The sequence below is a fragment of the Sphingopyxis sp. genome (assembly GCF_035565275.1).
Taxonomy (GTDB): Bacteria; Pseudomonadota; Alphaproteobacteria; order Sphingomonadales; family Sphingomonadaceae; genus Sphingopyxis.
This window is the reverse complement of the sequence record NZ_DATMST010000153.1, coordinates 36,037-51,020: the sequence shown is the minus strand read 5'-3', so window position 1 is coordinate 51,020 and position 14,984 is coordinate 36,037. Positions and strand designations below refer to the sequence as shown.

Here is a 14,984-nt window from a genome sequence, read left to right as displayed (position 1 = left end):
CTCAATTGCCTCCGATGAGGGCGCGGGCATAGAACATCGCGCGCGCAGGACTTTGCAGCAGCGCGTGCGCAACTGCCGCGCTGTCCTGTGCCCAGGGGAAGACGTCGCCTTCCTTGGGCTTGATGTTGAAACCGGGGCTGGTGCCGACGAAACCGCCCGCCGCCGTGCCGAACGTGTTCCAGCCGATCTCGTCGCGTACCACCGATCCGTTGCCCGCCGGGCGCGTCTGGCCGTTGCTGTCGAGCCCGAAACGCGGTGCGGTCGGATGTTCGCCGATCATGAACCACCAATGCGCGCCGCTCGCGGTCAACTCGTCGATCGTGAGGTCGAAGCCCACGCACAGCGTGTCGGGCTGGATCAGCGCGTGGAACAAGGGCGCGCCCTTTTCCCCCGGAGCCGGCGGATCTTCGAACCCGACCGTCGCCGGATCGCTGCCGCTGCCCTTGACCGCAAGGAACATCGCGTCGGGATAGCGCCGGATGAGCTCTGCCTTGATGACAAGGACCGCGCGGCCCTTGATTTCGCCGTTGGCGGCTTGTGCTCCCCCGATATGGCTGCCGAGCTTGCCGGCGCCGAAACGATGGATGTCGCGGACGATCTCATCCTTGTGCGCATCCCAGAAACGGCGGAAATAGGTGCCGCGCTGGTCGGTAGGATAGTCGCGCCACAGCAGTTCGCGTCCCATCTCGTCGGACAGGCCGACGAGGAACGCTTCGGTAAAGCGGGGGTTGGTTTCGAGGACCGTCACGAAATCCGATGCGCTCAGCGCGCCGAGTCCGGGAACGAGCCAGTCCATGTCGTAATCGGCTAGCGCCTCGTACATCGGCCGCGGGAATTGCGTCCCCGCCATGATCGGCTGGATCCGCAGGTCGTCGAACCACCGCGTATCGAGCCAGTCGGGGAGTTTCGGTCCCAGACGCGCGCGCGCATAGGCCGTTGCGGTCCGCGCCGGCGCGAGGTCGGCGAGTAGCGCCTTATGGTCGAGCTCCAGCTTCGGCAGGACTGGCTGATGCGGTATCTCGAAGGTCCCGATACCGCTGATCAATGTGCCCAGGTGCGCCGCGACCTCACTCCGCTTCACGACGCCTAGCGTGCCCAGCGTCTTCGTCAGTCCTTTGGAGGCTTCGGTCTGGAACCGCTGGACCGACATCGCAGCGCCGCGGCGGCTCGTGCCGGCGCGGCCGATCGCCCGCGTGCGGCCCCGGGCCGGGGGCATCCCGATCACCCGCCCGCTTACCCGCAGCGGCTCGATCGATCGTCCGAGCGCCCGGTCGAGCTTGTCGAGGCGCGTCAGCGCCGATGCCGCGACGCTTACCCCGTCGGTCTCGGCGATCGCGACGAGCATCCCGGTGAGCGCTTCGACCTTTTCGGTCTTGCGCGTGGTGCCGATCGCGCTGTCGACCTGCCGCGCAATCTCGCCCACCGCGCGCGCCTTCAGGTCGATGTCTCCCTGACCGATCGACCATTCCGACACGGGGCGCGCCATCCTGGTGGCGGTGGTTGTCGCCGCCTTCATCCGGCGATCGAGCAGCGCGGGAGTTACCGCGCCGACCGCAACGCCGAGGCGCCCGGCGATGATGTCGGGAATCACATCGATCGCCTGTTCGCGAACCATGCGGATGCCGCTCAGTTCGGCGCGCGGGATCTGGAAGTCGCGATATGCCTCACCCGGCCGTACGAGCTGTTCCATCGCGGAAAAACCTGCGGTCGTCGCGCGCAGGTGCAGCGCGGCGGTGCGCCGGAACGCGGCGCTCATGACGGCGGGCGCAACCTGGCTTTCGCGGACGCGGGCATAGACGGTCCGGCTGTCGTCGACGCGCAGCTTGCCGTGCACGGGGCGCAGCGTCTGGGCAAGGGTTCCGGGTTTCAGCCGGTCGAAGATACGCTCGTGCAGCCGCTCGGCAACATAGCGGCCGAACTGGATCTGGCCGAGGACGCTGTTGAGCCGGCGAATCTCGCCCACCTGTGCCCATGCCGCCTGAACGAGCTTTTCCTGATCCATCTGGACCACGCGCGTGCCGATGCCGGCGACGATGCGGTCGGCGGGCGAGGTGTTGAGACCGACGAACCAGTCGTTATCGAAATTCGCGGCGGGCATGTTTTCGGGAAGCGAGGCCAGCCCGCGCTGGAACCGGGCATAGAGCCGGGGGTCGACCCGCGGGAGATCGGCATCCGACGGGCCGGGCGACACGGTGTCGCGCAGGATTTCGCGCCGCCCGACGCTCCACGCCGCCTCGTCGGCACCATCCGGGGCAGCGGCGGGAGAAACGAGCGCGGTGCGCAGCGTCAGGATATTGCCCCCGGTTCCGTTGGGCATCGCCGGTGCGCCAAGCGCGGCCGACGTATCGACCCGTCGCCGCCCGATGGTATAGGGGGCGGGAATTCCTTTCAGCCGTTCGACGAGGGTTTCGAAATCCTTCGCGCTGCCGCTGGTGAAGATCCAGCTGTCATAGACCGGCAGCCGGACTTCGCCCGTTTCGCCGCGCCGCCAAGCCGGGTCGAGCGTGCCCTGACCCGGCCGGCCCAGTCCGGCCTGCGCTCCGCAATCGAACGTCGGGACGACCGCCGCTAGATAAGTGATGCCCGGTTCCAGCCGCCGGGGGCAGAGCAGCCGCGACAGATTTTGTGCGCCATGCGCGTCGGACAGGCGGGTCGGAGCGTCGATCCCGGTGCCGCCCTTCACCTGCGCATGTGCCCACGCCCAGCTTTCATCGAGCGGTGGCAGCTCGGTGCCGTCGACGACGAGTATCGGGGGCAGTCCGGGTTCGTTACCGACGATCCGCGCCGCATCTTCGCGAACGACGACGAGCGCGATCCACGGCTGCAGCGCGCCGCCGTTCACGCCATGCGGGGTAAAGAGCCAGGGCAGTTCCGGGCGATCGAATTCGACATGTGCGATCCGCGTGGTTTCGACATCATTCGATCCGGGGGCGGGAAAGCGCCGGATGATCTGGCTGCGGTCGATTCCGATCACATCGCCGGGACCGTAAAGCGTCAGCGGACGCGGGGCCTCGATCGCGTCGACCCCTTCTGCCCGCACCTCCACGGTGAGCAGGCTTTTGGCGCGATTGCCATCCAGTTCGCCACTGAGCCCTGCTGAAAGGCCAAGGCGAACCCATGGCATGAAACCGAAACGATCGAGGACGACATTCTCGGGCTCGAAGGGTTCGAACGGCACCAACGCTGCGTCGGCGCGAATATTGACGAAGGATTTCAACGTACCGTTCATGACGCTATCCCCATTCCGACGATCTGGACGCGCGCGCCCGAAGCGATCATCGCCTCCGCTTCGCGGGCGGCAGCGGTCGTGGTGATCAACTCCGCCGCGCCGACGGTTGCGAGCGTGTCGAGATCGCGGACGGTCTTGAGCCCCGGATCGAGCACCGTCACCGGTTCGGCGCGCGGCGGAAGATAGGGGTTGCCGCGTTTCTTCACCGCGAGCGCGGGGGCGCCCGAATTCAGGATATGCGCGGCGGCGGGGGTGAGCTGCATCGCGAGGTCGCGGCGCAGGCCGCCCTGATGCGGGAAGATCGTTTCCCACTGATAGGCGACGTTGACCTCGCCCCCGGCGCGCGGACCATAGCTCGCCGCGATGCGGACCCCGGCGGGGAATTGTTCGAAATCGGCGCGCGCGACCTTGTCGTCGTCGCTGAGATTGAGAAACTGGCCCGGCGGGAACAGTTCGGTCAATTCGGATGCGGCGGCTGCTGGCAGCCCGTCGATCTTGGGTTCGGCCAGATAGAGCCGGCGCACGCTGGTCCGGCAGGCACCGATCCGGTCGATTTCGGTTTCGAGCGGCACCGACTGCTGGATCAGGTCGACGGTCGCCATCGGGTGAATCAGCGGCGGCGCTTCGGGATCGACCCGCAGCCGTACGTACTGATCCGCGCCCGCAGGCATGTTCGCGCGCCACCCGCTGTCGCTGCCCAGCGCGGTCGCAACGGCCTCTTGCGCATCGACCACCGGCGGCAGCTCGGTATTCTTCTCGCCCCATGTGATCGGGCCGACGGGGAGTTCGGCTTCCCACCAGAGGAATTCGACCCCGGCATAGCCTTCGAGCCGCCACGGATGGACGCCCTCGATGCTGCCGCGAAACGTGACCGACGCGACGCTGTGCCCGAAGGCTTTGAGCGAGACCGACGCCCTGATCGCATAAGCGAAGTGAAGCTTTGGCGCCCATTGGAAAAGCGCGTTCACCTCGATGCTGCCTTCGCCCGAAACCGGGCCGATCTTGGCCTTCAGATAGGCCGCGCCGCCCCATTGCACCGAATTGGTGGTGAAGGCGCTGTAGCCCGAGACATTGAAGGTCACGCCCTTGATCGGCGGATCGAGCTTGATGCTGATCCGCTTCATCTCGCCGAGCATCGGCGGGCCCTGATACCCCGGATAGAAACCGCCGGCCGAAAAGGCGACGCCGGCGTCCGATGCCCAGCCGATATAGATGCCGAGCGATCCGCTGACCGGAATCTTGGCGAGGCTCGAATTGCGCAGTTCGATCCGCGTGACGAAAGCGTCGGCGGTGATCGGACTTGCGATATCGGCGTTAAGATCGATCAGCTTGAACTTGTTCTTCTCGTCGAGCTTGGGCGGAACCGACAACGACACGCTGCCGATCAGCGTGATCGGCGATTCCCCGGGGATCGAGATCATCGCGCCCAGCTTGGCGCGGATCAGGCCGCTCTGACTGCCCCAGCCGAGTTCGGCGATCGGCCCGATCACGAAAGCGCCTTCGCGATAGGGAAATACCGTTTCAAGCTGCTGCAGGATCGTCGGCGCCGCGCCGACCGGATCGTCGGGAAAGAGCAGGTTGGAAACGACCCCGTCGGCAAGCGCCGCCATCAGCGCATCGGGATCGAGTGTGCGGTCGATCGCCAGAAGTCCGCCGAGCCCGTTGAGGGTGAAGCCGAAGCTCAGCTCGATCGCGGGGACGAAGCGCAGCCCGATCACGATGACGAACGACGAGGGATCGACCGTGAACAGCCCGACCGCCGTCGCCGAGACCGGCCCGATCTTCAGTTCGAGCGCGCCGCCATAATCATTCTGTTCCTCGCGGTGGCGCAAATAGCCGCCGCCCTTCACGATCCCCGCGTCGACCTTGATGCCCATCCCGTCGGGCGGGCGGGGAACGACTTCGAGCGCGCCGCCCGTCGCGTCGCTCCAGCGCAGCGAAACGCCGAGACCTTCCGCGACTATGGCGAGCACCGATCCACGCTTGCCCGCCACCGTGGCGGTCACGTCGATCCGGCCATTGCCATCGGCCTGTTCGGGGCGCGCGATCGTCAGGTCGCGAAGTTCGGCGTTGCCGCCGCCGACGCGGATCGGAAGCAGCATTCGCCGGTCCTTGCCCTCGCCGAACGTCAGGCCGTCGCGCGTGTCGAGAGTAACGAACACCCCCTCGCTCTTCGCCGCATCGCCGGGCAGGGGGTGATCGAGCAACCCTTTCGAGGTCAGTTCGGCGGTGACCGTCGTCTTGATCCGGAAGCCGAGAAGCGCATCGCCCGAAAAATCGAAGAAGGCCTGGAGCTCGCTCTTTTCGAGTTGGATTGCGCCAAGGTCGCCGCCGGGAAGCTCCGTAAGGGATGCGGTGATCGTCGATTTGTCATGATCCCAGTCGAGCTTTTCACCCAGCTTGCGCGTGCCGTCGTCGAGTCCGAACAGTTCGCGGCACAGCTCGTCGAAATCCTCGGTCATCCCCTGTTGCGCGAGCAGGAAGGGGTGCGCCCAGGGCGCCGTGATATTGCGGATGTCGTTGCGGACGATTTCGCGGCGGCCGGGATCGGTTTCCTTCGCCGCTGCGGCATCGGCGAGCGCCTTGATCGCCTTGTCGAGCGCGGTCATTGCGGTGGCGAGGCTGGCGATCGCCCGCGCCAGCCCCTCCCAACTGAAGGCGGCGTCGAGTTCGGTGCCCATCTTGCCGATTTCGGTGGCGAAGGTCGACAGATGCGGCTTGACCGCGTCGATCAGCGCGGTGCCGGTCGCCGCGGCCGTTTCGACATCGTCCTTTACCTTCTTGAGCGCGGCCTTGGTGTTTGCATCGCGCGCGCCGTCATGCAGCGATCCGACGAGCGCCCTCGTGTCCGACGCGGTCGTTCCGACGACCGATACCGCTGCCGAATGGATGAAAGCCGAGCAGCCATGAAGAAGGGACTCCCAGACATCCGCCATCCGCTTTCCTCCACTATCTGAAGATTTCCCAGCGATAGGGGGCGAGCCGGGGCGGCTCTTGGACGGAAGCGCCAAGAGGGACAGGCTGTTGCGAAATCAGGTTTAAAGGAGGGGGCGGGCACTCATCCGAGCCGCATTTGTTTCAACCAGGCACAAAATCTGTCTATTGCTTTGGACGCATACTTGGGTGGATGCGCAATATGCGATAATGAATGGCCGCTTTGAGGCGGATGCGAGTTGAAAGCAGAAATTCCGGCCATGAGCCGAAGAGCGGCTCGACAACAATGCACCTCGTGTCAGCGATTCAAGCCGTAATTTCCCTGTGCCCGAAAGCGGTCATTCCGTGGCCGATGGACGATCCCTTGTCTTGCTCGCGTATGCGCCCTCTTGCAGATAACTGAGGGTCTCCGCGGTGTAGAAGTAGCGAGACTGGATTGTCGACAACGCTGATCTGAAAGAATCGCCGATGACCCTGTCAGCGGCCACAAAGCGCGAATGCTAGCCCAAGGCCAAGAACCGCTCGATCAGCGTGTAAGTTAGAGGAGGCGCTTCTTGCATCGGGTAGTGCCCAGCCTCGGCAATTTTCTCAACCAGCAAATCCGGACAGAGCGGCGCCAGTGACTTGCGGACTGCTTGAGCCCGCATGATCTCGGCATCACACTCTCCCGTCAGCGCGAGAACCGGAACGCTGACCGGCAGCTGTCGATCGGGCAACCCCTGCCGCGCGAACATCTTCACAAAGCCGGCCGCCGCTTTAGGGTCTGCCGTCTCACGCCATCGCGCTTCCTTGAAGATTTGCCATTGCGGCGACAGCCGATCGCCCCACATCGCCTCGAAGCCCGCCATTCGCTGCGCGTGATCCCCCAGCGCGACGCTTTCGAGATAGTCGAACGTTGGCTCGTCCACGCCCAGCCCGGCAGGCGGCGCCGGTGCCGTCACCACGATCCGGCTGATGCGCTCGGGGAAGATCTGCCCGAGATGCAGCGCGATCAGGCTACTCATCGAGTGCCCGACCACGGCGAACTTCGTCCAGCCAAGCGCGTCCGCGACAATCATCACATCTGCGGCAGCTTCCGTTACCGTGTGCTCGCCGGGGAACGCCCGGGAACGCCCGTATCCGCGCAAGTCGACAAACGCCCAGCTGAATCGTTCCCCGTCCAGCAACGGCCGGCACATGTCCCAGCTGGTCGTATCGGAAATCCAGTCATGAAGCAGGACAATACGGATCGGACCCTCGCCGACAACGTCGTGGCCGATGATCGTCATTGCGTATCTCCATCTTTTCGTTCGGTCGATAGCCAGCTTTCCGCCAGTTCTACCCAATAGCTGGCGCCGATCGGCAGAATGCGGTCGTTGAAGTCGTAGCCGGGGTTATGCAGCATGCATCCACCTTGATGCTCCGGACCATTTCCGATCCAGACATAGCTGCCGGCCTTGCGCAGCAGCATCCATGCAAAGTCCTCCGATCCCATCACCGGGCGTTCGTCGCGCAGCACGTTATCGGGACCAACGATGCGCTCCGCCACGGCGGCCGCGAATTCGGTCTCTGCCGGATGATTGAGCGTCGGGGGGTAGCGGCGGTCATATTCGAACGTGACCGTGGCGCCATGCGCGGCTGCGATGCCTTCGCACAGCTGCCGCATTCGCTGTTCGAGATGATCCTGTACGGCGAGGCTGAACGTGCGCGTCGATCCTGCAATGGTGGCGGTTTCAGGCAATACGTTGGTGCTATGGCCGGCATTGAACATCGTGACACTGACCACGGCCGACTCCAGCGGGTCGATCGTCCGCGCCACGATCTGATTGAAAGCGAGCACGATCTCGCTGGCGACCGAAATGGCGTCGATTCCGGTATGGGGCCATGCCCCATGCGCGCCCCTGCCGGTCACCTTGACCTCGAAGAAGTCGGCGGAGGCCATCATCGGGCCTGGCCGTACGACGATCTGTCCCTCCGGGATCATCGGAAAATTGTGCATGCCGAACACAGCGTCCATCGGAAACAGCTCGAACAGCCCTTCCTCCGTCATTCGTCTGGCGCCGGCTTCATTCTCTTCCGCGGGCTGAAAGATGAAATGGACGGTGCCGTCGAAGTCGCGGGTCTGCGCAAGATGGCTTGCTGCGCCCAGCAGCATCGCCATATGTCCGTCATGGCCGCAGGCATGCATCTTGCCAGCCGTGCGCGACGTGTGCGCGAACCGGTTGCTTTCGTCGAGATGAAGCGCGTCCATGTCGGCGCGAAGGCCGATGGCGCGGCCGCTTTCGCCAACGCGCAACGTGCCGATTACGCCCGTGCCCGCAAGCCCGCGTGAAACGGCGATTCCCCACTCGCCCAACTTCGCAGCGATGAAGTCGGCCGTCGCATATTCTTCATAGGCGGTTTCCGGATGGGCATGGAGATGATGGCGCCAATCGCGCATTTCTCCGGCGAGTGCCGTAATATTGTCTCGAACGGGCATGCTCGCTCCTCAAATGCTGCGCCCGGTCGCGGCCCAATATGTCGCGCGGATGCTCTTCTTCATTATTTTTCCGCTGTCCTCGCGCGGCAGGTCGGACGCGATCTTGATCAATTTCGGTGTGCGCAGGCTGCCCAATCGGTCGCGCAACCAGTCCGAAATTTCTTCGGGGGTACATGTTGCGCCTTCGAGGAGTTCGACATGCGCACAGAGGGATTCGCCGAATTCCTCGGCGGGAATGCCGAACACCGCGCAGTCCTTGACGCCCGGCATGGTGACCAATGCCTGTTCGATTTCGGCGGGATAGATATTCACACCGCCCGAGATTACCATGTCTCGTTTGCGGTCACGCAGAAACAAATAGCCGTCCTCGTCGAGATATCCGATATCTCCAACCGTAATAAGGTCACCGCGCTGCACTTCGGCTCGTTTGTCGGGCATGCCGATATAACTGAAATCCGGGAGGTTGTAGTTACGGCAAAACACTTCGCCTTCCTGATTTGGCGGGAGTTCTTGACCGTTGTCATCCAATATCTTGACGATGCAATTCTTGAGCGGACGGCCAACCGTGCCCGGCTTCGCCAGCGCTTCATCGCTCCCGTGGATGGTCACGGTTCCGGTCTCGGTACCGCCATAGAATTCGTGGATCACCGGCCCCCACCAATCGATCATCTGGTGCTTCACTTCGATCGGGCAGGGCGCAGCGGCGTGGGTCACGCGCCTAAGCGATGTCAGATCGAATTGACCGCGCAGCTTCTGGTCGAGACGGAGCAAGCGGATGAACATGGTCGGGACCATGTTGAGATGCGTGATGGCGTAGCGCTCGACCATCTCAAGGAGGGCCTGTTCGTCGAATTTGGGCTGCAGCACCATCAACGACCCTGGCTGGGCCGCACGCATTCCCGAAAAATTGGGGGCCGGGTGATAGAGCGGTCCGGTCGCGACCGACCGGATTGGCGCCCCTTGCGGAACCCCCATGATTTCGTCGACGATACCGAACATCCGTTCGCGCGCTTCCTCCGCGGCAGGCGCGCGAACGACCCCCTTGGGACGACCCGTTGTGCCGGAGGTGTAAACAATGCTGCCGCGCAGGCTGTTGGCGAGTTCGACGCGTTCCGATTGCGCTTCGAGCCAGTGATCCCAGTTAACGTCGCCTTCGGCGACGGCACAGACTTGCGCGGATAAACCAAAGATGTCCATGATTTCGGCTGGGGTTTCGACCGACAGCACCGCGCAGCCAGCCGGCACGTTTCCGCCCAGCTTCGCAAGAAGGTCGGCGTGGGCAACAAGGACGCGGGCATTACAATCCCGCAGGATGTAGCCTACATCCTCGGCGGTACCGTGCCAGTTCACGGGAACGGGATAGGCATCGGCTCCCTGTGCCCCCATGGTCGCGACAAAGAATGGAATATCGTTCCGTAACAACAGGGCGACGGTTTCTCCGGGCTTGACGCCGAGCCGTTCGAACCCGCATGCCGCGCGCCGAACCATGCTGGCCAGGCGCGGGTGATCCACATGACGCTCGCCAGCAACGATTCCGGTTATTTCTTTGTCGAAGTTTGGCACTGATGTCCCCGTGCAACCTGTGGAGCGTCTCTCTTAGCGCAGCGCGTTGTGACGGCCCATTCCCCAATAGTGGGGGGGGTGTGGGCCAAGCCGCGGCTCCGGGGGTGTGTCCCCCCCCAACTTGGGGACTTGAGGGCAGCACCAATTTTTCTTCATTATAAAACGAACAGGGAGCAGGAGCGGGATGACAGCCATGGTGCCGATGAATACCGGGGTCGTTTATCCCGGACCCGCGCAACGCAACTACATCATCGGCACGATATTTCTTGCCGGGTTGTTCGGTTTTCTCGACCGCCAGATCATCTCCTTGCTGGTCGTGCCGATCCGGGCCGACCTGAATCTGAGCAACACGCAGGTCAGCCTGCTGTATGGCTTCGCGTTCGTGTTCCTTTTTGCAACGGCAGGGCTGTTCATTGGCCGCCTGATCGATCGACACAACCGACGAACGATCCTGGCGATCGGTGTGGCGGTTTGGAGCCTCGCTACCATCGCGTGCGGACTGGCGCCGGACTTCACATGGCTTTTCCTGGCGCGCGTGGTCGTCGGCACCGGAGAAGCGTGTCTTGCGCCCGCGGCCTGCTCGATCCTGGCCGATTGCTTCCGCCCCGCTTACCGCAGCCGCGCATTGTTCGTGTACATGCTGGGCGCATTCGTTGGCCTCGGGGCTTCGATGATCGTCGGCGGGATCGTGTTCGAGATGGTCGAGCGTGAAGGATGGACCATCGCCGGCATCGGCTCTTGGCGACTGGTGTTCGTGCTCATCGGGGCACCTGGCCTTTTGATCGCTGTCCTGGTGCGCATGATGCCAGAACCGACCCGCAAAGGCGTCGTACTGACAGAAAGTCTGGAGCCGGAACGCATTGTGCCTTATCTCAAGCGCCATTGGCGCCTGTTTCTGGCCGTCTATGTCGCTCAGGCGGCAATGGCCTTCTGGTCCTATGGCATACACGCGTGGATGCCGACCTATTTCATCCGAAGGTTCGATCTTTCGATAGCGACCTTCGGCACGCAGATGGGCTTCATGCTCGCCATAGGGGGCATAGTGGGTGCTTTTGTCGGGGTTCAGCTATGCGACCGCTGGACGCTTCGTGGTACGCCGGCCGCCAAGTTTCGGGTTGCCGCGATCGGATCGATGATTGCGATCCCGCCCATGCTGTTGCTCCCGTTTGCTGCAGTGCCATGGCAAGCATGGACGTGCCTCGCCGTGCTGGTGACAGCGGGTCCGTTTTCGTCGAGCACCGGAACGATCATGATGCAGGACCTGTTTCCAAATCGAATGCGGGGGCAGGGAACGACACTCATGCTGTTCATCATCAGCCTGCTGGGGACGTCCGCCGGTCCGTTGACCGTCGGTTTGCTCATCGATCGGATGGGCGACGAGCCCGCGCACATCGTTACGGCCATGATGTTGGCCTCACTGCCGGCGCTCATTCTGGTGCCGGTGATGTGGCTGAGTTCCATCCGTCGCTATGACGCGGTGAGGCTCCCCATATTCAAGGCCGACACGGCCGCTGATTAAGTCATCCGATATTTGCCCGGTGTCGCTTCGCGTGTTAGCCTTTGGCTTTAGCCGGAGAGTTGCGTGTGATCCAGGATGTTCCCAGTCTCCGGCAGTTGCGCGACTGCGCAAAAGGCTCTGCCGTGCAGCATGTGAAGCGGGCAAAACAGCTCGGCTTCGGCCATATGCTACTCAGTTTCGAAGAATCGTCCGATCAGATGGGCCTGCGGGTCGAGCGCCCATCGGTTTGCATCGCACATGGAATTGCGCCTGAAGTCCATCGCCAGTGGGCGTCCACCCGTTTCCAGCAGGACCCGATGCGCCGCATGAAGGCGTCGGGGGACTTCGCCGGTAGCGGCAACAAGCCACTGCTGTGGGAAAATCGCCAGGGCCGCATCATCCTGTCCGACGGCACGCCGAACATGACCGCAGTGGAAGTGGATACGATGCGGTGGGTGTATGATTACGGAATGCGCACCGGGGTAAATGTCCGCCTCGATGTCGCCGGCAGGGAGGTGTGCATCTCCTTCTACTCCGAGCGGTCACGCGAGGAGATAGCGAGCCTCGATGACGCGATGGCGATCCTGTTCTACCTCTCGCACATGATTGCGGGAGACCTGAAGGATGAGTTGACGCGGGAGATGACGCCGGGTGCGGTCAAGCTGACCCGGCGCGAGACGGAGTGTCTTCGCTGGGTCGCCCTCGGCAAGAATGCGCAGGAAACCGCCGTCATCCTGGGCCTGTCCGTACAGACGATCCGCGACCATCTCAAACGCGTGCGATCGAAAATGGGCGCCACGACGCGTGCGCAGGCGCTGATGCGCGCCTGCTCGCTCGGCTTGATCGATATGCCGCAATAGGATCAGAAAATCGAATAGCCGCCGTCCACGACGAAGCTTCCACCCGTCTGATATCGCGAAGCGTCGCTCATCAGGTAGACGGCGATTCCGGCAAAGTCCGACGGCGATCCCCAACGGCGCATCGGGATACGCCGCAAGACGTTGTCGATGACGCGCCGATCGGCGAGTCCGGTTGCCGTCATGTCGGTTTCGATCCAGCCGGGCAGAATGGAATGCGCGCGGATCCCATGCGGCGCCAGTTCCACAGCCAGCGCTCGCATCAACGATTGAACCGCGCCCTTGCTTGCGCCGTAAGCCGCCGAACCCGCTGCGCCGTTTTCCGCGGCAAGCGAGCTGGTGCCGACGAGCGTGCCGCTGCATTGCCCGGCGATCATCGATTGCGCAACGGCGCGCAAGGTCAGCAGCGTACCCTCGACATTGGTGCGCAGCACGGGTTGCCAATCGTCAGTCGAACTGTTGGCGACGGACTTGCGAGGCCCGCCGACACCGGCATTGGCGAAACAGCCGCTGACCGGGCCCAGTGCGGCAACCGTTGCGTCGAGCGCGACCGCGACATCCTTCTCGTCGCGGATGTCGCAACGCACGGCGATGCCGTGGCCCGCGAGACTCAGTTGGAGTTCGTCAAACGCCGGGCCCGGCAAATCCCAGCCCGCCACGCTGGCGCCGGCCGCCGTCAGTCCGTCGACGATGCCGCGACCGATCCCTGATGCTCCGCCAGTCACGACGATCGCGCGCCCGGCAAGATCGAACAAGGCGTTCCGCACCTTTATGCGCCCACATATCGCGGAGTACGACGCTCGGCGAACGCGGCAAGGCCCTCCGCCGCGTCGGCGGTGTGAAAAATCGGCTCCGATATCTCGCTTTCCAGCGCCATCCCCGCTTCGATCGTGGTGCTGCGGGCGAGCCGCGCGGCATGGCGGATGGCCTGTACAGCGAGCGGAGCCAGACCAGCGATCCCGGTCGCAATTCGCAGTGCGGCGGCGAGCGTGTGCTTCGGCTGCGTGACATGATTTACCAAGCCGTGAGACAGCGCCTCTGCGGCCGTCATCGCTCGACCGGTGAGCAGCATCTCCATGGCGATCACCCAAGGCAGCTGGCGCGGGAGCAAGACGGTCGAGCCACCCGCCGGGAACAGCCCCCATTGCACTTCCTTCAGCGAAAGCGTCGCCGAGTCCGCCATGACGCGCAAGTCGGTTGCCTGGATCAGTTCGACGCCGCCGCCGATTGCCTGGGCCTGGATCCCGGCGATGACGGGCTTTCCCACGTCGAAGGTGCGCAGCAAGGCTATGTCCAGAATCTTCGGATCGGCAAGCACCCGCCGATCCCACTCATCCTCCGGCGCTCGCAGCCCTTTGCCTAGCGGCACAAACCGCTTGAGGTCCGCGCCGGCGCAGAACGCCCGGTCGCCGGCGCCCGTAAGGACGATCGCCCGCACCGCGTTGTCGGCCGCCAGCGCACGCCAGCAATCGGCGAGTTCAACCGCGAGCTGCGGGCTGAGCGCGTTCAGGGCGGCCGGCCGATTGAGCGTTACTGTGGCGACGTTCGCTGCATAGTCGATCAGCAGCGGAGGCTCACTCACCGCGCTCTCCCGACGCGGCGATTTTCCTTGCTACGCTCTGCGCGGTGCCCTCCGCCATGATCGATGCCCCATTCTGCAATTCGTTGTTGGCATGGGTCAGCTGGTGCATCGCGAAGCTCTGGCGCATCGCATGCGCGCGCCCGGCCTGGTCCTGGGCATGGTTGATCGCCATCTTCGCCGCGCGAACAGCGAATTGCGGTTTGGCGGCGATCGCCTGAGCCATTTCCAGCGCCGCCTGTTCGAGGGTGGAACGCGGCACCACGCGATTGATCATGCCGAGCCGGTGTCCCTCCGCCGCCGACATCCAGTCGCCGAGCATCAGGAACTCCTTCGCCTTGCGCGTGCCGAGTTCCCAGGGGTGCATGAAATATTCCGTACCCATCACCCCCATGGCGACGGTCGGATCGAGAAACAGTGCGTCTTCCGACGCCAGAATGAGATCACAGACCCATGCCAGCATCAGCCCGCCACCGATGCACTTGCCCTGCACCGCGGCGATCATCGGTTTGGGCAGCGCCCGCCAGCGCTCGCACATGTCGAGATAGATTTCGGATTCCTGACTATATCGCCCCTCCGTGCCGCCGGCGTCGAAGTCGCTCCAAAGGCTGACGAGCGGCCAGAGGCCTTCACCCGTCTCTGTCAGATCATGGCCCGCTGAAAAATGCGGATCCTCGCCTGCCAGGATGATGACTTTGACGTCCGGGTCGCGCGCCGCGGCCTGGAACGCCCCGTCGAGTTCATAGGTCATGCGCAGACCTTGCGCGTTACGCGCTTGCGGCCTCGCCAAGACGATCCGCGCAATACCGGGTGCGGGCTGCTCGTATCGAAGATGTTCCAGCGTTTCGATGGAAATTTGCGTCATT

The 14,984-nt window shown here is 63.8% G+C and carries 10 protein-coding genes; 2 read left to right on the top strand and 8 right to left on the bottom strand.

From position 1 onward, the window contains the following. Position 1 precedes the first annotated feature (1 nt). The 5 genes from VN047_RS10750 to VN047_RS10730 all read right to left on the bottom strand — a co-directional run bounded on the left by VN047_RS10750 (position 2) and on the right by VN047_RS10730 (position 10,184). Positions 2 to 3,229 carry a hypothetical protein gene (locus VN047_RS10750; RefSeq protein WP_325542511.1) on the bottom strand — a complete coding sequence of 1,076 codons (3,228 nt, stop codon included), beginning with the start codon at positions 3,227 to 3,229 and terminating at the stop codon, positions 2 to 4. Continuing rightward, entirely contained in the window at positions 3,226 to 6,165 is a 2,940-nt protein-coding gene (locus tag VN047_RS10745) for a DUF6603 domain-containing protein (protein WP_325542509.1), read from the bottom strand. The genes VN047_RS10750 and VN047_RS10745 overlap by 4 nt, the downstream gene beginning before the upstream one ends. 498 nt (positions 6,166 to 6,663) lie before the next feature. Then, complete coding sequence (locus VN047_RS10740; RefSeq protein ID WP_325542507.1) at positions 6,664 to 7,431, bottom strand: alpha/beta hydrolase; 768 nt, start codon at positions 7,429 to 7,431, stop codon at positions 6,664 to 6,666. After that, the gene (locus tag VN047_RS10735) at positions 7,428 to 8,582 is read right to left on the bottom strand and encodes a M20 aminoacylase family protein (RefSeq protein WP_325542530.1); all 1,155 of its coding nucleotides are present in this window, start codon (positions 8,580 to 8,582) and stop codon (positions 7,428 to 7,430) included. Before VN047_RS10735 ends, VN047_RS10740 begins: the two co-directional genes overlap by 4 nt. Before the next feature lie 48 nt (positions 8,583 to 8,630). Beyond that, positions 8,631 to 10,184 (bottom strand): AMP-binding protein, encoded by a 1,554-nt coding sequence (locus VN047_RS10730; protein ID WP_325542505.1) that lies wholly within the window; start codon positions 10,182 to 10,184, stop codon positions 8,631 to 8,633. A gap of 184 nt (positions 10,185 to 10,368) precedes the next feature. Here VN047_RS10730 and VN047_RS10725 point away from each other — a divergent pair, with 184 nt between their 5' ends. Both VN047_RS10725 and VN047_RS10720 read left to right on the top strand, forming a co-directional pair. Further along, positions 10,369 to 11,703, top strand: coding sequence for an MFS transporter (locus VN047_RS10725; RefSeq protein ID WP_325542503.1), 1,335 nt, complete (start codon positions 10,369 to 10,371; stop codon positions 11,701 to 11,703). A gap of 65 nt (positions 11,704 to 11,768) precedes the next feature. Continuing rightward, positions 11,769 to 12,542 (top strand): helix-turn-helix transcriptional regulator, encoded by a 774-nt coding sequence (locus VN047_RS10720; protein ID WP_325542501.1) that lies wholly within the window; start codon positions 11,769 to 11,771, stop codon positions 12,540 to 12,542. 2 nt (positions 12,543 to 12,544) lie between these two features. Here the strand turns inward: VN047_RS10720 and VN047_RS10715 are convergent, their stop codons facing one another. From VN047_RS10715 to VN047_RS10705, 3 genes are read right to left on the bottom strand one after another with little or no spacing between them, the layout of a single operon-like run. After that, positions 12,545 to 13,306: an SDR family NAD(P)-dependent oxidoreductase gene (locus VN047_RS10715; RefSeq protein WP_325542499.1), complete on the bottom strand. Its 762-nt coding sequence runs from the start codon at positions 13,304 to 13,306 to the stop codon at positions 12,545 to 12,547. Positions 13,307 to 13,308: 2 nt separating this feature from the next. Next, positions 13,309 to 14,121 (bottom strand): enoyl-CoA hydratase-related protein, encoded by an 813-nt coding sequence (locus tag VN047_RS10710; RefSeq protein ID WP_325542497.1) that lies wholly within the window; start codon positions 14,119 to 14,121, stop codon positions 13,309 to 13,311. After that, the gene (locus tag VN047_RS10705) at positions 14,114 to 14,983 is read right to left on the bottom strand and encodes an enoyl-CoA hydratase (protein ID WP_325542496.1); all 870 of its coding nucleotides are present in this window, start codon (positions 14,981 to 14,983) and stop codon (positions 14,114 to 14,116) included. Before VN047_RS10705 ends, VN047_RS10710 begins: the two co-directional genes overlap by 8 nt. Between the last annotated feature and the right edge of the window lies 1 nt (position 14,984).

What these genes read in the sequence shown, in the direction of transcription:
- VN047_RS10725 (WP_325542503.1), top strand. Translation starts at nt 10,369, where the DNA reads ATGACAGCCATGGTGCCGATGAATACCGGGGTCGTTTATCCCGGACCC.
- VN047_RS10750 (WP_325542511.1), bottom strand. Translation starts at nt 3,229, where the DNA reads ATGAACGGTACGTTGAAATCCTTCGTCAATATTCGCGCCGACGCAGCG.
- VN047_RS10740 (WP_325542507.1), bottom strand. Translation starts at nt 7,431, where the DNA reads ATGACGATCATCGGCCACGACGTTGTCGGCGAGGGTCCGATCCGTATT.
- VN047_RS10735 (WP_325542530.1), bottom strand. Translation starts at nt 8,582, where the DNA reads ATGCGCGATTGGCGCCATCATCTCCATGCCCATCCGGAAACCGCCTAT.
- VN047_RS10705 (WP_325542496.1), bottom strand. Translation starts at nt 14,983, where the DNA reads ATGACGCAAATTTCCATCGAAACGCTGGAACATCTTCGATACGAGCAG.
- VN047_RS10745 (WP_325542509.1), bottom strand. Translation starts at nt 6,165, where the DNA reads ATGGCGGATGTCTGGGAGTCCCTTCTTCATGGCTGCTCGGCTTTCATC.